Here is an 18,915-nt window from a genome sequence, read left to right as displayed (position 1 = left end):
TCTATGGACCGGCGGTGGGCGGTCGGGCTACTGTGCCGTCTTCATTCATGGTTTGATCCTGGTTCGATCCAATGCAGTCCGATAGCCCGACCGACGAACAGCATCGCGCCATCCAGGCGATCGACGCCTGGTACAAGGACGACGACGCCCAGCAGGTCTTCTGGCTGGCCGGGGAGGCCGGGACCGGCAAGACCAAGACCACCGTCTTCGCGCTGGAGCATCTGCTCGAACGTCGCCGGCTGACCGACTATGTGGTGGGCGCTCCGACCGGCAAGGCCGCCCAGGTGCTGCGCCAGAAGGGCATCGACGGGGCGGCGACCCTGCATTCGCTGCTCTACGCCCCGCGCAAGGACGGCGACAGCGGCGAACTGATCTTCGCCCGCCGCAACGACGGGCCGGTGGCCGACGCCGACCTGATCGTCTGCGACGAGGGGTCGATGATCGGTGACGATCTGGCGCGCGACCTGATGCGGACCGGCAAGAAGATCCTCGTCATCGCCGACGATTACCAGCTGCCGCCGGTCTCCGGCCAGGGGCTGTTCACCAGCGGGGAGCCGGATTTCCGCCTGACCGAGCCGCACCGCACCGCCCGCGAAAGCCCGGTGATCCGGCTGGCCCATCTGCTGCGCCGGCAGGAGATGCCGCGGCGCTTCGGGTCCGTCGGCAAGGTCCATGTCCTGCCGCTGGAGCACCGCACCCAATCGCTGGTGATGCGGCAGTCCTCACAGGCGATCTGCGGCACCCACCGCGTCCGCACCACCTACACCAAGCGCATGCGCACGCTGCTGGGCCACGACTCCACGATGCCGCAGATGGGGGAGCGCGTCATCTGCCGGCGCAACCAGAAGGACGAGGGGCTCTTCAACGGCATGATCGGTTCCCTGACCCGGCCGGCCGCCGAGGCGCAGGGCCGCGATGCCGGCCTGTGGTCGCTCGGCGTGCAGATGGAGGACGAGGTGCGGTCGCGCAGCAAGCTGATCGTCCATCCCTGGATGTTCCAGGCCCACTACGTCGAGGGGATGGTCCAGCCGCGGGTGGGCAAGGACATCCAGCTTTACGACTGGGCGTGGCTGATCACCTGCCATGCCTCGCAGGGGTCGGAATTCCCGTCGGTCACCGTGGTGGACGATTCGGCCGCCTTCCGGGAGCATCGCTGGCGCTGGCTCTACACCGCCGTCACCCGCTCGCGCGAGGAATTGGTTCTGCTGCTGCGCAATGCCGACCTCGGCGGGCCATGGCAGGTGCCTGAATTCGATGACTGCCTGCCGGCCTGATCCATAAATTCAATTTATCGAACACATCACATCTTTGTGTTGGATGTGATCGGAAGCGGTCTCCATAATTTTACGTATGGGAACGGTGTTTTCCGGTCCCAACCGCTTCCGGAGACCCGTTCCATGATCCCTGACACCGCGGCACCCGCAAAGGCGGTGCCGGGAAAGCCTTTGCTTTTCCATATCCGCGGCCTTCTGCCCGGTCTTGCGCTGTGCGTCGGCGTTACCGCACTCGCCTTCGCAGCGGCCAAGGCTGAGATGGCGCTGTTCGGCGAGGCGTGGATCGAGGCGCTGGTGCTGGCGATCCTGATCGGCACCACGCTCCGCACCGCCTGGGCGCCGTCCGCAAGCTGGCAACCGGGCATCGCCTTTTCCGCCAAAATCCTGCTGGAGGTGGCGGTGGTCCTGCTGGGGGCCTCGGTCAGCGCCGCGACCATCCTGTCGGCCGGGCCAGCGCTGTTGCTGGGGATTGCAGGCGTGGTGGCGCTGGCGCTGTTGGCGGGATTCGGGATCGGGAGGCTGCTCGGCCTGCCGGTGCGCATGGCGGTTCTAGTGGCCTGCGGCAACGCCATCTGCGGCAATTCGGCCATTGCCGCGGTGGCGCCGGTGATCGATGCGCACAGCGACGACGTCGCCGCCTCCATCGCCTTCACCGCCGTGCTCGGCGTGGCCGTCGTGCTTGGCCTGCCGCTGCTCGGCATCGGATTGCGGCTGAGCGGGGTTCAGTATGGCGCGCTGGCGGGACTGACCGTCTATGCCGTGCCGCAGGTGATCGCCGCCGCCGCCCCGCTGGGCGCCACCGCCGTGCAGGTCGGCACGCTGGTGAAGCTGGTGCGGGTGCTGATGCTCGGGCCGGTCTGCCTGCTGCTGTCGCTGCTGGCGCCCCGGCTGGGTGGAGACGCGGTCGACGCCGATGCCGGCGCGCCGCGTCGAGGCCGGCCCCGTCCGCCGGTCCATCATCTGGTGCCGTGGTTCATCCAGGGCTTCCTGGCGATGATCGCCCTGCGTTCGTTCGACCTCATCCCGCATGCCGCCCTGCCGGCGATGGAGCACGCGGCCACCCTGCTGACGGTGGTGTCGATGGCGGCGCTGGGGCTGGGGGTCGATGTGCGGACGGTGGCGCGGGCGGGCGGGCGGGTGACGGCGGCGGTGGTGCTTTCCCTGCTGGCGCTGGGCACGATCAGCCTGACGCTGATCCGCCTGATCGGCCTGACTTGAGGCCTGGGCTGGAAAACGGGCGGGAGTCTACATCCGGCACCCGAGGGCCGCATTGATGCAGGTTAATGCAGGATTCCACCGCTGTGCGATCCTGGGATCACCAAGCCCCTTCGCCCGCCCCTCACCGGCCGGCCGGCGGATGGGGCGGGCCCCGCGGGGAGGGCGGCCCAGGCGCCGCGCGCCCCGCGCGTAGAACAAGGAGCATGGTCATGCGTCAACCGTTGCAGATCGCCTTCCGCAACATCGACCCCTCTCCCGCCCTGGAGCATTCGATCCGCGAGCATGCCGACAAGCTCGACCGCTATTTCGGAAATATTCTGTCCAAACGCGTGGTCTTCGAAGTTCCCCATCGCCACCAGCATCAGGGCAAGCAGTACACCGTCCAGGTCGCCCTGACCGTTCCCGGAGAGGAACTGGTCGTGCGCAGCGACAAATCCGGCGGTCATGGCCACGAGAGCGCCGATGCGGCCATCCGTGACGCCTTCGACGCCGCACGCCGCACATTGGAGCGTTTCGCCGAACGTCATCGCCACGAGGTGAAGGCCCACGCTGCCGACGCCGCCCTGCCGTAATCGCCTGGACAGCAAACTGTCCGTTTCCAATCCGCCCAGCGCCCCGCCTATCCGGCCATCCGGACGGGCGGGGCGCTTTGCTTTACGGCAGATCCGTAAAATTAAACAACTTCTTAATGTATAAAATAATCACTACCGCAATAATTCACATTAAGATATGAATTTTCCTACTTGAAAAGTAGGAAAATGTCATGTTCAATCTCCCCGATCCGTCGGGGCGAACCGTGTCGCTCCGGTCATTCGTGCCGCAGGAGAACGGAGCCATGACGATCGACACTGCTCAACACTCCGCCCCGCCGTCTCTCGACCATCTGGTCGGGGTGATCGGGGACAATCTGCGTGGCCTCCGTCGGCGGCAGGGGCTGTCGGTGGACGGGCTGGCACAGCTGTCCGGCAGCGACCCGCACATCCTGATGGCGATCGAGGAGGGACGGCACCGGCCCGACATCGGCACCTTGTGGACGGTGGCCAAGGCTCTGGACCTGTCATTTTCCAGCCTGCTCAGCACCGGAGGCGACGCCGGCACCACGGTGATCCGGCGGGCCGAGCAGCGCAGCCTGACCTCCCGCGACGGCCTTTTCACCTCCCGCGCCCTGTTCCCATTGAAGGGCGAGCGGCAGGTGGAGTTCTACGAATTGCGCCTGTCGCCCGGCGCCGACGAGTCCGCCGACGGCCACTCCCCCGGCACCGTCGAAAACATCCTGGTCGGCCGCGGGCAGGTCGACATCGCCACCGCCGGCGGCGAGCACCGGCTGGAGGAGGGCGACTCGATCCTGTTCGAGGCCGACGTCCCCCACCGCTACCGCAATTCCGGCGATGGCGATGCGGTGCTGTACCTTGTCATGTCCTACATCCTCTGACCTTGGGGAGAGCGGCGATGCCGGACACCGTCCTGCCTTTTCAGCGACATCTGCCCGATCCACAGGTGGTGGAGCTGGGCGCGCTGGCGGCCCGCGCCGGCCTCGTTCCCGCCGACCCGCTGCGCCAGCCACTGACCGAGGCGCGCGATGCGGCGGAGCGCTACCATGTCTTCCTCAACGGCCCGGCGCTGCCCGCCGCGCTGCCCGCCGACGTGCGGGAGGTGGTGACGGACGGCCCGGCAGGGCCTTTGCGCCTGCGCCTGATCCGGCCGCCGGGCGCGTCGGAGGATGGCAGGCCCCTGCCGGTGCTGATCTATTTCCATGGTGGCGGATTCGTGGTCAATTCCATCGACACCCATGACCGGCTGCTGCGCCTGCTGGCCCGGCACAGCGGTGCGGCGGTCTGCGCCGTCGCCTACAGCCTCGCACCGGAGCGGCGCTTTCCCCATCAGCGGGGGGAGGCGCTGGCTGCCTTGCGCTGGGTGGTCCGCCATGGGGCCGGCCATGGCCTCGACCCGGAGCGGATCGCCGCCGGCGGCGATTCAGCGGGTGCCAATCTGGCGCTCGGCCTCGCCCTCGATGCGCGGGACGAGCCGGGGCCGCCGCTATCCTTCGTCCTGCTGCTCTACGGCATGTTCGCCCATGATTTCGACACCGAATCGCACCGGCTGTTCGGCGACGGACGTTTCGGCCTGACAACGGAACGGATGCGCTGGTACTGGCGGCAGTATCTCGGCCATGGCGGGATCACCTGCGACCCCGCGGCGGCTCCGCTGCTCGCCGATCTGCGCGGATTGCCGGCGCTGCACATTGCCGCTGCCGGGCTGGACTGCCTGCGCGACGACAGCCTGCGGCTCGCCCAGCGGCTGGAGCAGGCACGGATCCCGCACCGGCTGGTTCTGCACGAAACTCTTCCCCACTCCTTCGCCAGCCTGACCCGCCATGTCCGCAAGGCGGAGGAGGCGGTGATCCTGGCCGCCGACTCCGTCCGCCGGGCCCTGTGCCGCTGACGTGGTGCTGAACGCCGACCGCTAGATTCCAATCGGTCCTTCACGGCGCCTGCCCGGCTCGTCCGGGCGGGCGCAACATCTTCCGCTTGCCGGGTCGGTCAGGGGCAATCCTACTTGCCGATGCGCCGCACACTATGGTTGCATCGATCATCGCGCTTTGTCGGTGCCTTGATATGATCGAAAACGGCTCCTCGATTCTGGAGCGCCACAAGGTCTCCGTGGTCGGATCGGGGGCGGAGACTTTGGTCCTCATTCCCGGCTTCGGCACGGAGCAGTCGGCGTGGCGCCACGTCGTGGAGGCGTTGCTGGACCGCTATCGCATCGTGCTGTTCGATCTGGCCGGGATCGGTCCCGGCAGTCAGATGCATTACGACCATGCCAGCTACGGCACGCTGGACGCCTATGCCCGCGATGTGCTGGCCATCCTCGAAGCCCTTCGGATCGAGAGGTGCGTCTGCATCGGCCATTCGGTGGCGGGGATGGTGGCGGTGCTTGCCTCGATAAGGATGCCAAACCTGTTTGCCAAGCTGGTCCTGCTGGGCGGATCGGCCTGCTATCGCAATGTCGGCGACTATCGCGGCGGCTTCGACACCGCCGGCATCGATGCCCTGATCGACAACGCCACGCAGGATTACATGCGGTGGACGGTCCAATTCGGCCAGCTGGTCGTCTCCCGCCCGGCGGAGGACCCGGTCGTGCGGGAATTCGCCGCCTCGCTGCGGGCGATGCGTCCGGACATGGCGCTGTCACTGCTGCTGACCGTGCTGCGCAGCGATGTCCGCAGCCGTCTTGCCGAGGTGACGGTGCCCGCCGTCATCCTGCAAGCCCGGGAGGACGCCGCGGTGACCCGTGAAGCGGCTGAATATCTGCGCGACCATCTGTCGGGCAGCGTACTGGAGATCCTGGATGCCGCCGGGCATCTGCCCCACCTGTCGGCACCCGGAACGGTGATCGCGGCGCTCGACCGCCATCTCTCCTGGCTTTGCTAAATTAGTGATCGTGCAGTATAAAGCCGGTATTCGTTGCATCGAAAGCCAAGACCCTAAACCAAGGTCTAGGGTCGCTCGACCTAAACACTGCCGAGGTTAATCTGCGTCTAGTGGTGTGCGGCACATGGTCGCGTTTACCCTGTGTGAGCAAGTCGGGCGGCGGTTCCTCTCCATGGAAAGCCGTGCGCCAGCCAACGGAGACGCCCCATGGCCTCGGCCCACCAGTCCAATCTGCGGATGCGCTACGTTCCGACGCCGGATGAGCCGGAGGTTCTGATCCTCGGCTCGGGCAGCGGCACGGTGGGGGTCGCGCGGATCCGCTGCATGGCGGGCGGCGTCGGCCATTTCAGCCCGGTGTCGGAGGACGCCTTTCTGGTCAGCCATCACCTGTCCAATTTCCATTCCGACGTCTGGGTCGACGGCCGGCTGGTGGAGAAGCCCGCCAACATCGCCGGGCTGACCTCGATCCACGACTACCGCCGCAAGATCGATTGCCACATGCACACGGCGTTCGACACGCTGACCTTCCATCTGCCCCGGACGGCGCTGGAAAGCGCCTGCCCCGACGTCCATGGCGGCCGGCTGGAGGACCTGTCGATTGCGCCCAGCAGTCCGGTCAACGATCCAACCGTGCGGGCGCTGGCATCGGCCATCCTGCCGACGCTGGAGTTTCCGGAGCGGATCAGCCTGCTGTATCTCGACCATGTCTGTTCGGCGCTGGCGACCCACGTCGTGACCGCCTATGGCCGGGTGAGCGCCGCCAGGACCGGGGGCATGCTGGCGCCCTGGCAGGAGAGGCGGGTGAAGGAGATGATCGCCGCCAATCTCGACGGCGAGATCCGGCTGGCCGATCTTGCCGCCGAATGCCGGCTGTCGGTCGGGCATTTCGTCCGCGCCTTCCGCCGTACCGCCAACACCACGCCCTACCAGTGGCTGCTGCACCGGCGGATCGACCATGCGAAGACGCTGATGCGCGACGGATCCCAGACGCTGGCCGACGTGGCGCTGGCCTGCGGTTTCGCCGACCAGAGCCATTTCACCCGCACCTTCAGCCGTCTGGTCGGCATTTCGCCGCGCAGCTGGCGGCGGCGCAATGCCGGTGTCGATGCCGTCCTGCCGGCGGGCCTCTCGTCCCATACGCCTGCCGAAATCCCCTGTGCCTGATCGTCCTGCCGGCGCGCCGCGGCAATTTCCCCAACCGCGGCGGAATGCCGCTATCCTGTCGAGGCTGCGCTGGGGAAGGGCCGTTTCATGGAGTCCAGTCTAGACCATCTGACGGAAACGGGCTCCGGCACCCACGCGCTCGGCGGCGATGGGGAAACCCGGCTGCTGCGGGTGACGCGACCGGGCCAGCCCTTTCCGGTCCTGGCGCGCATGGCGGAACCGGGTGTGCCCACCGATGCCGTGCTCGCCCGCCTGCGGCAGGAGCATGAGCTGTCGCCGCTGCTCGACCCCGCCTGGGCGGTGAAGCCGCTCGAACTGTTGCGCCATGGCGCCGTGCCGGTGCTGACCCTGGCCGATCCGGGCGGGCAGCCGCTGCCGGCGCTGACGCTGTCCATGCCTGCCGTATCCGCCGGGTCATTCCGCCAGCGGCTGTCCCTGGCGATCCGCATCGCCGCCGCGGTGGCGCGGCTGCACCGCCGCGGGATCCTGCATGGCGACCTGCGGCCCTTCAACCTGCTGGTCGGGGAGGATGGCGCGGTGTGGCTGACCGGCTTCGGCCGCGCCGCCGACCTGTCGGCCCCGCGGCGGCAGGACGTGGAGCGGCCGGCGGCGCTGCTGCCCTACATGGCGCCCGAGCAGTCGGGGCGGATGAACCGCCCGGTCGACCGGCGTAGCGACCTCTATGCGCTGGGTGTCACGCTCTACGAGCTGTTCACGGGAGAACTGCCCTTCGCCGCCCGCGATGCGATGGAATGGGTCCACAGCCATCTCGCCCGCGCGCCGATCCCACCGGCCACCCATGCCCCCGACCTGCCGCCGGGGATTTCCGGCATTTTGCTGCGGCTGCTCGCCAAGACGGCGGAGGACCGCTACCAGACCGCCGACGGTCTTGTCCGCGACCTCACCCATGCCCTCCAACTTTGGGATGGGCAGGGCAGCATTCCGGCTTTCCCGCCCGGCGGCCGCGACCTGCCGGAGGGGCTGGAGCCGCCGGCCTCGCTCTATGGCCGGGAGGAGCCGGTGGCCGTGCTCCAGGCCGCCTTCGAACGGGTCGCCGGGCGGGGCCGGATGGGCATCGTGCTGATTTCCGGACGGTCCGGCGTGGGGAAGTCGGCGGTCGTCCATGCGCTGGAGGAACAGCTGGTGCCGCCGCGCGGCCTGTTCGCCGCCGGCAAGTTCGACCAGGGCCGCCGCGATCTCCCCTATGCCAGCCTGGCGGAGGCCTTCCGCGGCCTGATTACGCGAATCCTCGCCCTGCCGGTCCCGCACCGCGACCAGTGGAGCCGCGGCCTTGCCGAGGCGGTCGGCGACGGCGGCGCGCTGATGACCGCGTTGATTCCCAACCTCGCCCTGCTGATCGGCGAACAGCTGGCGGTGCCGCCGCTGCCGCCGCAGGAGGCGCAGAACCGCTTCGACCTGCTGTTCCGCCGCGTGCTCCAGCTTTTCGCCCGCGCCGACCACCCTCTGGTGCTGTTCCTCGACGATCTGCAATGGCTGGACCGCGCGACGCTGGATCTGCTGAACCGGCTGGTCGCCGACGGCGGCATCGGTCATCTGCTGTTGATTGGCGCCTACCGCAGCGACGAGGTCGGGCCGGACCATCCGCTCGCTGCCCTGATGGAGCGGATCAGGCGTTCCGCGGCAGAGCCTGCCGAGGCGGAGATCGATTGCTGCGAGATCGCGCTGGGACCGCTGTCGTCCGACGACCTGCGCCGGATGGTTTCCGACAGCCTGGACCGCAAGCCCGACGAGGTGGCGGCGCTGGCCGCCCTGCTGGAGGAGCGGACCGGCGGCAACGCCTTCTTCGCCGTGCACCTCCTGACCGCGCTGGAGCGCTCCGGCCGGCTGTGGTTCGACCGCGAGGCGAAGCGCTGGGACTGGGACATGGCGGCGGTGGAAACGGCCCGGTCGGGCGCCAGCATCGCCACGTTGATGACCGAACGGCTCGGGCGCTTCCCGGCGCGGGCGCGCGATCTGCTGGCCCGGCTTGCCGCGCTGGGCGCCAGCGCTCCCCTCGCCACCCTGGCGCTTGCCGCCGGCCTGACGGAGGCGGAAACCGGGCGCAATCTGGAGCCGGTTCTGGCCGAAGGGCTGATTCTGCGCAGCGATGGCGGCTACCGCTTCCTCCATGACCGGGTGCAGGAAGGAGCCTATGCGCTGGTGCCGGCCGAGGGGCGCAGCAGGCTCCATCTCGACATCGCCCGCGCCCTGCACCGCGGATTTGCCGCCGATCTTTCGGGAGGACGGCTGTTCGCGCTGGTCGGGCAGTATGACCGCTGCCTCTCCCTGATCCAGGAGGGGCGCGAGCGGGAGGAGGTGGCCACGCTCCACCTCGCCGCCGGTCATCAGGCCAAGGCCGCCAGCGCCCACGGCTCCGCACTCGCCTATGCGCTGGCCGGCCTCCGCCTGCTGGAGGGCGGCCAGTGGGAACGGCGGCACCGGCTGGCCTTCGCGCTGGAACATCTCCAGGCCGAATGCGAGTTCCTCAGCGGCGATCTGCAGCGGGCGGAACTGCGGCTTCTCGGGCTGGTCGGGCGGAGCGGATGTCCGGCTGACCGCGCCGCCATAACCGCCTTGCTGGTGACCGTCTACACCGCCATCGACCGCAGCGACCGCGCCATTGACGCCTGCCTCGCCTATCTGCGCGGCGCCGGCATCGACTGGCCGGCCCACCCGTCGGCCGCCCTTGCCCATGAGGAATATGCGCGGCTGCGCGAGGCCATCGGCGGCCGGCCGATCAGTTCGCTGGCGGCGCTGTCGGCGGTGAACGATCCCGACAGCCGGGCGACGCTGGACGTGCTGGCGGCCGCCTTGCCGCCCGCCTTCTTCAGCGACCGCAACCTCGTCTGCCTGATCCTCTGCCGGATGGCGAACCTGACGCTCCAGCATGGGCGCAGCGACGCCTCCGCCCTGGGCTTCGCCTATCTCGGCATGATGGCCGGCCCCTATTTCGGCGATTATGACGCCGGCTACGCGTTCGGCCGGCTCGGCTACGATCTGGCGGAGCGGCACGGGCGGACGCGCTACCGGGCGCGGGTGCTGATGACGTTCGCCTATCACGTCGTGCCCTGGACCCGCGACATCCGCAGCGAGCGGCCTTTGCTCCTGCGCGCCTTCGAGGAGGCGCGGGAGGCCGGCGACGTCACCTATGGCGGCTTCACCAGCGTGACGCTGGTCACCAGCATGCTGGCGTCGGGCGATCCGCTGGCGACGGTGCAGCGCACGGCGGAGGCGCGGCTCGCCTATGTGCGGCAGGTGAAGTTCGGGCTGTGCGCCGACATCCTGACCACCCAGTTGCAGCTTGTGCGCGCCTTGCGCGGGCGGACCGACGAACTCGGCTCCTTCGACGGGCGCGGCTTCGACAATGCCGCCTTCGAGGCGCGGCTGCTGGCCAACCCCAGCCTGGACATCGCCACCTGCTGGCATTGGATCCGCACGCTCCAGCTCCGCTGCATCGCCGGCGACATGGCGGCGGCGGTCGAGGCGGCGGAACGGGCGGAGGGGCTTTTGTGGACCACCTCGGGCCATTGGGAGATGGCGGAGTTCCATTTCCACGCCGCCCTGGCCAGGGCAGGGGCGATGGACGGGGTGGAGCCGGAGGAGCGTGCCCGGCATGCCGTGGCCCTGTCCCGCCATCTCAACCAGTTGCGCGAATGGGCCGGCCACAGCCCCGACAGCTTCGACGCGCGCTTCGCCCTGGCGGAGGCGGAGGCGGCACGCACGCAGGGGCGGACCGAGGATGCGATGCGCGGCTACGACCGCGCCGTTCTGGCCGCCCGGCGCAACGCCCTGCCGCATGTAGAGGCGCTGGCCCATGAATGCGCCGCCGGCCTCTACCGCCGGATGGGGGTTCCCACGCTGGAGCTGGCCTGCATCCGCGAGGCGGCCGACCGCTACGGCCGTTGGGGGGCGACGGCCAAGGTCCGGCAGCTCGCTCGCCGCCATCCCTCCCTGACCCTGGAGTCGGGCGAGGCGGTGATGCCGGAGGCCCCGCGTGGGTTCGATGGGGTCGATCTGGCTTCTCTCCTGGAAACGCTGCGCACCGTTTCCGATCAGGCGGGCGTGGAGCAGCTGACCGCCACCCTGCTGACCCTGGTGCTGGAACATGCCGGCGCCAGCCGCGGCCTGCTGATCCTCGCCCGCGGCGAACGGCTGCGCGTGGAGGCGGAGGCGACCATCGGCCTCTATGGCGTGTCGGTCCGGCTGGTGCAGGAGGATGCCGACCGCTTCCCGCTGCCCCACACCATCATCCATGGCGCCGTCCGCGACCAGGAGGCGGTGATCGTCGACGACACCCGCGCCGCCGGCCCACTGTCCGCCGATCCCTATTTCCAGGAGACGGAGGCGCGCTCCATCCTGTGCCTGCCGCTGGTCCGCCGCCGCCGTGTCGTCGGGCTGCTGCATCTGGAGAATGCGCTGGCGACCTACGCCTTCACCCCGCAGCGGGTCAATGTGCTGACCCTGCTCGGCGCCCAGGCGGCGGCCTCGCTGGAAACGGCGACGCTGGAGGAGAAGGACGCGCTGCTGAAGGAAATCCACCACCGGGTGAAGAACAACCTCCAGCTCGTCACCAGCCTGCTCAACCTCCAATCCCGCCGCATCGAGGACAAGGCGGTGGCAGCATTGTTCGCCGACAGCCGCGACCGCGTGCGCTCGATGGCGCTGGTGCACGAAAGCCTCTATCGCCTGGGCAACTTCGCCTGGGTGCCGATGCGTGAGCATCTGGAATCGGTCTGCGCCCATCTGCTGCGCGCCTATTCCCGAAATGCCGGGGCGGTGCGGCTGGAAACCGAACTCGACGACCTGAAGCTGGACCTCGACCGCGCGGTGCCCTGCGGGCTGATCGTCAACGAACTGGTCTCCAACGCTCTGAAGCATGCTTTTCCGGGCGGGCAGGGCGGGGTTCTGCGGATCGCCCTGACCACCGACGGGCAGGAGTGCCGCCTGTCCGTCCGGGACGACGGCGTGGGCTTGCCCGAAGGATGCGATCCCGATAGGATGGAGTCCGTGGGCTTTCAGCTTGTTTCGGACTTGACCAGTCAGTTGCACGGTGCATTGAAGTACAGGTCGGGTGCCGGTTCAGAATTCATCGTTACCTTTCCTTTGAAGGGGCGCAATCGGGGAAGTCAATGATCGCGGCACGCATCCTGATCGTCGAAGACGACCGCATCGTTGCGCGCGATATTCAGCATCAACTGTCCCGCATGGGTCATGTGGTTGTCGGCATGTCTGCCAGCGGCGAGGATGCCGTGCGGATGGCGTGCAGCCAGCAACCCGATCTCGTCCTGATGGACATTCGCCTGGAAGGGGAGATGGACGGGATCGAGGCGGCACGCCGGATCCGCGACGCCCACCGCATCCCCATCGTCTTCCTGACCGCCTATGCCAACGACGAGGTCGTGCATCGCGCCAGCCTGACGGAGCCCTTCGGCTATCTGCTGAAGCCCTTCGAAGAGCCGCAGATGCGCACCGTGATCCAGATGGCGTTGTACAAGCATGCCAGCGACACTAGGCTGCGCCTCAGCGAGCGGCGCTATGCCGCGACTCTGGCCAGCATCCGCGACGGCGTCATCCTGTGCAACCGCGACGGCCGGGTCGATTTCATGAACCGCGCGGCGGAGACGATGACGGGCTGGACCGCCGCGGACGCCGCCGGGCAGCCGCTGTCGGCCGTCTTCGTCGTGGTCGACGAGGAAACGCAGCAGCCGCTGGAGGATTTCTCCGCCGTCGTCCTGCGCAGCGGCGACTTCGCCCCGCCGGAACGGCAATCCCGCCTGTTGCCGCGCGGCGGGGATGCGGATGCTTTGCCGGCCGGGATCGTCGTCGAGGAGCGTTGCTCCGCCATCATCGACGACCGTGGGGATTTCGTCGGATCGATCCTGGTTTTCCGCGATCTGACCCAGCGCCGCCGGATCGCCGAGGCGCTGCGCACGGCCCAGGCCGACCTAGCCCATATCGGCCGGCTGACCATGATGGGGGAACTGGCCGCCGCTGTTGCGCATGAGGTGAACCAGCCGCTGATGGCGATCGTCACCAATGCCGGAACCTGCCTCCAGCACCTGTCGCAGCCTCAGCCCGACCTCGACAAGACCCGCATGGTGGTGGAGCGGATCGTGCGCGACGCCCAGCGGGCCGGCGACGTGGTGCGCAGCATCCGCGCGCTGGCCCGCCGGACTCCGGTCGATCCCGGTTGGGTCGACATCAGCGCGCTGACCGCCGACACGCTGGAACTGGTGCGGGCCGAGCTGCGCCGCGCCCGCATCACGGTGGAAACCGATCTTCAGGCCGGTCCGCCCTGGGTCCATGGCGACCGGGTGCAGTTGCAGCAGCTCGTCCTGAATCTGGTGATGAACGCCATCGAGGCGATGTCCGCCGACGATCTGCCCGAACGGCGGCTGCGCATCGTCACCGGCAGCGACGACGGCTGGCTCCGCGTCCGGGTCGAGGACAGCGGACCGGGCATCGTCGAAACCGACATCGATGCCATCTTCCGCGCGCTGTACACCACCAAGCCCGACGGGCTGGGCATGGGCCTGTCGATCAGCCGGTCGATCGTCGAGCTGCATGGCGGACGGCTGACCGCGACGCCCGGCACGTCGGGCGGGAGCGTGTTCGAATTCGTGCTGCCCGTATCGCCCGGAGGAAAGTGATGGTGAGGAAGGCGGAGGCGGTGGCTACGCCCGAAACCGTCGTCATCATCGACGACGACGAAGCCGTCCGCGAGGCGTTGGAGGGGCTGCTCGATTCCGTCGGCCTGCAGGTCAGGAGCTACGGCTCGGTCCAGCAGTATGTCGACCAGCGGCCGGCCATCGACGTCGGCTGCATGGTGCTGGACGTGCGGTTGCCGGGGCGCAGCGGCCTGGATTTCCAGGCGGAACTCGCGCGATCCGGCAACAGCCTGCCGGTGATCTTCATCAGCGGCCATGCCGACGTGCCGATGTCGGTGCGCGCCATGAAGGCGGGAGCCTTCGAGTTCCTGACCAAGCCCGTGCATCACCAGGAGCTTCTGGACGCCATCCATGCCGCCATCGCCGCCCATGGCGAGCGCCGCTGCCAGGAGCGCGGCCTGACCACCCAGCGTGCCCGCTTCGACACGCTGACCCCGCGGGAACGCGAGATCACCTTGATGGTGGTCTCTGGCCTGCGCAACAAGCAGATCGCCGACGATCTCGGGCTCAGCGAGGCGACGGTGAAGCTGCACCGCGGTCAGGCCATGCGCAAGATGGAGGCCCGCTCCGTCGTGGAACTGGTCCGCATCGTCGACAGCCTGACCGCGACCGGCCGGACCCAGTAGGGGGCAGTTGTCCACCTTCGCCTGTGAGCCTCCTTGGCATGTCGGATCATAATCATATGACCATTTCCATAGATCCGTCGCCACGGACCGGCGCGGCGATGGCCCGCGACGGAATCCTCCCCGGCAAGCGCGTCGGCCGGCAACGATGGCGCAGCGGCAACCAATTTGTTGAACGAAGCTTTCGAAGTGATCGTCGTCCTTCGATCAATCCGTATGACTGAGGCAATCACCCGAAGAGAAATCAGGAATTTACTCTAACTTTTTCTTAATTATTCTCCCGTTTTTCCTGTCTGACATGGGTGCCGGAAAAGGCATGCGCCGCAAAAGAAGAGCAAGGCGCCGTTGGCGGGACTAAATCGGGGATTGGATATGACGATCAGGGCTTTGTCCCTTGCGGGCAAGACTGTGATGCTCTGCGGCGGTGGGCTGCTGTTGCTTGCATTCTCTACATTCGGTGTGAATGAATTTCTGCTGACCAGCTATGCCGACCGGGTGGCGATGGAGCGGCAGGAAACCAACATGCGCGTCGCCTGGGACGTGCTGAACCAGTATGGGCAGGCGTTCGATGCGCATGACGGCAAGCTGTTTGCCGGTGAGCGCGCCCTGAACGACTTCTTCGAGCCGGTGGATCGGGTCAAGCGGCTGGTCGGCGGCACCGCGACCCTGTTCATGGGCGACCGCCGCGTCGCCACCAACGTGCTGAAGCCGGACGGCGGCCGCGCGGTCGGGACGACGCTGGCGAAGGGGCCGGTTTACGACGCGGTTTTGGGGCGCGGCGTGCCCTATCGCGGGCAGGCCGACATCCTGGGCACGCCCTTCTACACCGCCTACGACCCGATCAAGGCGCCGGACGGCCGTGTCGTCGGCATCCTCTATGTCGGCATTCCGAAAGCGGAGTTCTTCGCGGCGATCCGCGATACCCAGGCGATGATCGCGGTCATTGGCGCGGTCGTGACCCTGCTGGTCGCCGCCGGCTGCCTGCTGCTGGCGCGGCGCATGTTCCGGCCGCTGTCCGGCATCCGTGTCGCGATGGAGGAGCTGGCGCGCGGCAACCTGTCGGCCGCCATCCCGGCGCTGGGCCGCAAGGACGAGATCGGCGGCATGGCCAGGGCGCTCGGCGTGTTCAAGGACAACGCGCTGGAGGTCGCCCGGCTGCACGAGGCCCAGGCGGCGGAGCGCGCGCGGTCGGTTCAGGAACGCCGTGCGGCGATGGAGGAGGTGGCGCAGTCCTTCGAAGGCTCGCTTCTGGGCGTCGTCGGCGTGCTGAGCGCCACCACGACGCAGTTGCAGGCCAATGCCCAGCGTCTGCACGACATCGCCGAGACCGGCAGCGTCCGCGCCCACACCGTCAGCACCGCGGCGGGCGAGGCCAGCGACGACGTGCGCACCGTCGCCGGCGCCGCGGAGGAGATGAGCAGCTCCATCGGCGAGGTCGGCCGGCAGGTGGAGGAGTCCGCCCGCATGGTCCGCAGCGCGGTGGAGGAGGTGACCCGCACCAACCACACGATGGACGGGCTGGCCGCCGCCGCCGGCAAGATCGGCGAGGTGGTGACCCTGATCCAGGACATCGCGGCGCAGACCAACCTACTGGCGCTGAACGCCACCATCGAAGCGGCGCGGGCGGGGGAGGCCGGCAAGGGCTTCGCCGTCGTCGCCGGCGAGGTGAAGACGCTCGCCAACCAGACCGCGCGCGCCACCGACGACATCGCCCGCCAAGTGGCGGAAATCCAGGCGGTGACCGGTCATGCGGTGGAGGCCATCGAAGGGATCGGCCGCACCGTGCTGTCGGTCAGCGATCTCGTCGGTCGCATCGCCGTCTCCGCCGACCACCAGAGCGCCACCACCGCCGACATCGCCCAGTCGGTCCAGCGCGCCGCCGACCGCACGACCGAGGTCACCCACAACATCGAGGAGGTCTCGCAGTCCGCGCACGAGACCGGCGTGATGGCCTCCGAAGTCCGTGCCGCCGCCGCCGACCTCGGCCGGCAGGCGCTGTCCCTGCGCGATCAGGCGGAGGAGTTCCTCCGCCATGTCCGGGCGGCCTGACGCCCCGATCAGGCGCCGCAATCAAGGCTGAAGATCACCGAGCGGTCGATGTCCGGCAGGGTCGGCCGCCCGGTGAGCGTCATGGCGACCTCCAGCTCGGTTTGCAGCAGGGTCAGCATGTGGGCGACGCCGGCCATGCCGCCGACGGCCAGCGCGTGCAGCACCGGCTGACCCACCAGCACCGCGTCGGCGCCCAGCGCCAGCGCCTTCAGGATGTCGGTGCCGCGGCGGATGCCGCCGTCCATCAGGACCGGCAGACGGCGGGCCGCCCGTTCCGCCACCGCCGGCAGGGCGTCGATGCTGGCGGGCAGGGTATCCAGCGTCCGGCCGCCATGGTTGGAGACGATCAGCCCGCCGGCCCCGGCGGCGATGGCGGGCTCCACATCCTCGGGATTGAGGATGCCCTTCAGCAGGACGGGCAGGCCCGTTTCGCCGCACAGCCAGGCCACCATGTCCCAGGTCGGGGCGGCGTGCAGCATGCCCTGGAAGACCGGGCTGCCGGGGCGGGCCGGGCGGAAATCGTCCGGAGCGAGGCCGGCGAGGTTCACCGGGGCGATGGTCGGCGGCAGGCGGAAGCCGGCACGCTGTTCCATGTTGCGCATCCCGTTCACCGGCGCGTCCACCGTCAGAACCAGCGCCTTGCAGCCGGCATCCTCCGCCCGCCGCACCAGGGTCAGCGTGTCCTCCCGCCGCGGCTGGCTGTAGAGCTGGAACCACAGGGGCGCCGTCGCCCGCCGGGATATCTCGTCCACCCGGACGCTGGCCTGGGTGCTGACGGTCATCCAGCTGCGGGTCAGGCCGGCGGCCTCCACCGTCGCCAGTTCGCCGTCGGGATGGACCAGCCTGTGGTGGGCCATCGGCGCCAGGATGATGGGATAATCCAGCACCTCCCCGAACAGTTCGGACCGGGCGGTGGCGCCGGACAGGTCGCGCAGGACGTGCGGCATCAGGCGCAGGCGGTCGAAGGCTTCGCGGTTGGCGCGCTGGGTGATGCCGTCGGCCCCGGCCCCGGCGATGTAGGCGCGGGTCGCCGGATCGATCCGGTCGTTGAAATGCCGCTCATAGTCGGACAGCGACACGGTGTCGGGCGGGACGATCATCGACAAGCCTCCTTCCGGGTTTCGGCCAGCCTCAGGGCATCGGCGGCCAGCGCCTGGATTTGCGGGTCGGGATGCGGGGCCAGGGCCACCGCCATGCTGCGGTAGAAGTCGGGAAAGCCGCTGTCGAGCGCGAGGCGGAACCAGCGCAGCGCCTCCTCCCTCGCCCCGTCCCCGATCAGCAGGCGGGCATGGTTGAAGCGGCCCCAGCAATCGCCGCTCTCCGCCGCCGCCTTGAACAGGGCACGCGCCGCGGCCTCGTCGGCCGGCACCGCGCGCCCGCTCTCGTGGAACAGACCCAGCATGTTCAACGCCTTGGCATTGCCCTTGGCGGCGGAGGCGGCATAGAGCCGATAGGCGGCCTCGTCATCCCTGGCGACGCCGATCCCGCGGCAATGGAGGTCGGCCAGATTGAACATCGCCCAGCCGTCGCCGAGATCGGCCGCCTTGCGGTAGTGGGCCGCCGCCTGGACGGGATCGGCGGGAACGCCCCAGCCATGTTCATGGCAACGGCCGAGCATATTGATGGCGCGGGCGTCGCCGCCGCGCGCCGCGCTGCGGAACCAGGCGAAGGCCTGCCCGCCCTCGCCGCGGTCGAGGCAGGACTGGCCGAGCGCCAGCAGGGTGTCCGCCGGGCCGATGCCGCGGGAGGTCGACCGCATCGGAACCGTCCTCACACCTCCGCCCAGCGGCGCAGCAGGTTGTGGTAATGGTTGACCAGCGACAGGACGGCGTGGTGGCTGTCGCCCAGCTCCTGCCGCAGCTCGATGATCGCCATGTCGAGGTCGTAGAGCATGGTGCGCAGCCCGTCGTCGCGCACCATCGACTGGGTGAAGAAGAAGGAGGCCCAGCGCGATCCGCGCGTCACCGGGCTGACCTGATGCAGGCTGCTAGACGGATAGACCACCGCGTGCCCCGCCGGCAGCTTGACCGACCGGGTGCCGTAGGTGTCCTCGACGATCAGCTCGCCGCCTTCGTACTCCTCGGGATCGCTGAGGAAGATGGTGGTCGACACGTCGGCCCGCATGCGCATGCCGCCGGTTCCGGGGATCGTGCGGATGCTGTTGTCGACGTGATAGCCGTAGGTCATGGCGTGGTCGTAGCGGTTGAACATCGGCGGCAGCACGCGCAGTGGCAGGGCGGCGGAATTGAAGGCCGGGCTGCGGGCCAGCGCGCGCAGGATGACGGTGCCAAGCTCCCGCGCGGTGTCGCTCTCCTCCGGGATTTGCAGATTGCGTTTGGCGCCCGCCGCCTGGTCGCCCGCGGTGACCCGCCCGTCGACCCAGGGCGATGCCTCCAGCACCGTGCGGCACTGCGCGATCTCATCCGCGGCGAGGATGTCGGGGATCTGCAGGAGCATGAGGTGGTTCCTCGTACAGGAGAGGCCGGAC

At 68.8% G+C, this 18,915-nt stretch carries 15 protein-coding genes; 12 read left to right on the top strand and 3 right to left on the bottom strand.

Translation table 11 applies throughout. From position 1 onward, the window contains the following. Positions 1–71: 71 nt before the first annotated feature. From ABNQ40_RS03500 to ABNQ40_RS03445, 12 genes are all read left to right on the top strand, one after another. Entirely contained in the window at positions 72–1,274 is a 1,203-nt protein-coding gene (locus tag ABNQ40_RS03500; protein WP_109050346.1) for an ATP-dependent RecD-like DNA helicase, read from the top strand. Positions 1,275–1,397: 123 nt separating this feature from the next. Next, positions 1,398–2,492, top strand: a complete 1,095-nt coding sequence (locus ABNQ40_RS03495) for a YeiH family protein (RefSeq protein ID WP_391345534.1) — start codon at positions 1,398–1,400, stop codon at positions 2,490–2,492. 209 nt (positions 2,493–2,701) lie between these two features. Next, positions 2,702–3,064 carry an HPF/RaiA family ribosome-associated protein gene (locus ABNQ40_RS03490; protein ID WP_109050714.1) on the top strand — a complete coding sequence of 121 codons (363 nt, stop codon included), beginning with the start codon at positions 2,702–2,704 and terminating at the stop codon, positions 3,062–3,064. A gap of 263 nt (positions 3,065–3,327) precedes the next feature. After that, a complete protein-coding gene (locus tag ABNQ40_RS03485) occupies positions 3,328–3,924 on the top strand; it encodes a helix-turn-helix domain-containing protein (protein WP_247879891.1) in 597 nt (198 codons plus the stop codon). Positions 3,925–3,941: 17 nt separating this feature from the next. Beyond that, positions 3,942–4,934, top strand: a complete 993-nt coding sequence (locus ABNQ40_RS03480; protein ID WP_109050716.1) for an alpha/beta hydrolase — start codon at positions 3,942–3,944, stop codon at positions 4,932–4,934. A gap of 173 nt (positions 4,935–5,107) precedes the next feature. Then, entirely contained in the window at positions 5,108–5,923 is an 816-nt protein-coding gene (locus ABNQ40_RS03475) for an alpha/beta fold hydrolase (protein ID WP_158285602.1), read from the top strand. Positions 5,924–6,130: 207 nt separating this feature from the next. Then, positions 6,131–7,087: an AraC family transcriptional regulator gene (locus ABNQ40_RS03470; RefSeq protein WP_109050718.1), complete on the top strand. Its 957-nt coding sequence runs from the start codon at positions 6,131–6,133 to the stop codon at positions 7,085–7,087. 87 nt (positions 7,088–7,174) lie between these two features. After that, positions 7,175–12,220, top strand: coding sequence for an AAA family ATPase (locus tag ABNQ40_RS03465; protein ID WP_109050719.1), 5,046 nt, complete (start codon positions 7,175–7,177; stop codon positions 12,218–12,220). Further along, on the top strand, positions 12,217–13,737 hold the full coding sequence (locus ABNQ40_RS03460) for a response regulator (protein ID WP_109050720.1): 1,521 nt from the start codon (positions 12,217–12,219) through the stop codon (positions 13,735–13,737). Before ABNQ40_RS03465 ends, ABNQ40_RS03460 begins: the two co-directional genes overlap by 4 nt. Beyond that, on the top strand, positions 13,737–14,381 hold the full coding sequence (locus ABNQ40_RS03455) for a response regulator transcription factor (protein ID WP_109050721.1): 645 nt from the start codon (positions 13,737–13,739) through the stop codon (positions 14,379–14,381). The genes ABNQ40_RS03460 and ABNQ40_RS03455 overlap by 1 nt, the downstream gene beginning before the upstream one ends. A gap of 56 nt (positions 14,382–14,437) precedes the next feature. Further along, complete coding sequence (locus ABNQ40_RS03450) at positions 14,438–14,602, top strand: hypothetical protein (RefSeq protein ID WP_158285603.1); 165 nt, start codon at positions 14,438–14,440, stop codon at positions 14,600–14,602. Positions 14,603–14,837: 235 nt separating this feature from the next. Next, positions 14,838–16,427, top strand: coding sequence for a methyl-accepting chemotaxis protein (locus ABNQ40_RS03445; protein WP_247879892.1), 1,590 nt, complete (start codon positions 14,838–14,840; stop codon positions 16,425–16,427). A gap of 8 nt (positions 16,428–16,435) precedes the next feature. Here the strand turns inward: ABNQ40_RS03445 and ABNQ40_RS03440 are convergent, their stop codons facing one another. Genes ABNQ40_RS03440 through ABNQ40_RS03430 form a run of 3 tightly spaced genes read right to left on the bottom strand, consistent with a single transcriptional unit; the run spans position 16,436 to position 18,884 of the window. After that, complete coding sequence (locus ABNQ40_RS03440; RefSeq protein WP_109050722.1) at positions 16,436–17,527, bottom strand: alpha-hydroxy acid oxidase; 1,092 nt, start codon at positions 17,525–17,527, stop codon at positions 16,436–16,438. Next, positions 17,524–18,186, bottom strand: a complete 663-nt coding sequence (locus ABNQ40_RS03435; protein WP_109050723.1) for a tetratricopeptide repeat protein — start codon at positions 18,184–18,186, stop codon at positions 17,524–17,526. The genes ABNQ40_RS03440 and ABNQ40_RS03435 overlap by 4 nt, the downstream gene beginning before the upstream one ends. Positions 18,187–18,197: 11 nt before the next feature. Beyond that, on the bottom strand, positions 18,198–18,884 hold the full coding sequence (locus ABNQ40_RS03430) for a Fe2+-dependent dioxygenase (protein ID WP_109050724.1): 687 nt from the start codon (positions 18,882–18,884) through the stop codon (positions 18,198–18,200). Positions 18,885–18,915 lie beyond the last annotated feature (31 nt).

This window comes from Azospirillum sp. A23 (genome assembly GCF_042938965.1).
In the GTDB taxonomy this organism is placed as follows: domain Bacteria; phylum Pseudomonadota; class Alphaproteobacteria; order Azospirillales; family Azospirillaceae; genus Azospirillum; species Azospirillum melinis.
The sequence above is the reverse complement of the archived record's forward strand: the minus strand, read 5'-3'. Positions and strand labels throughout refer to the sequence as shown.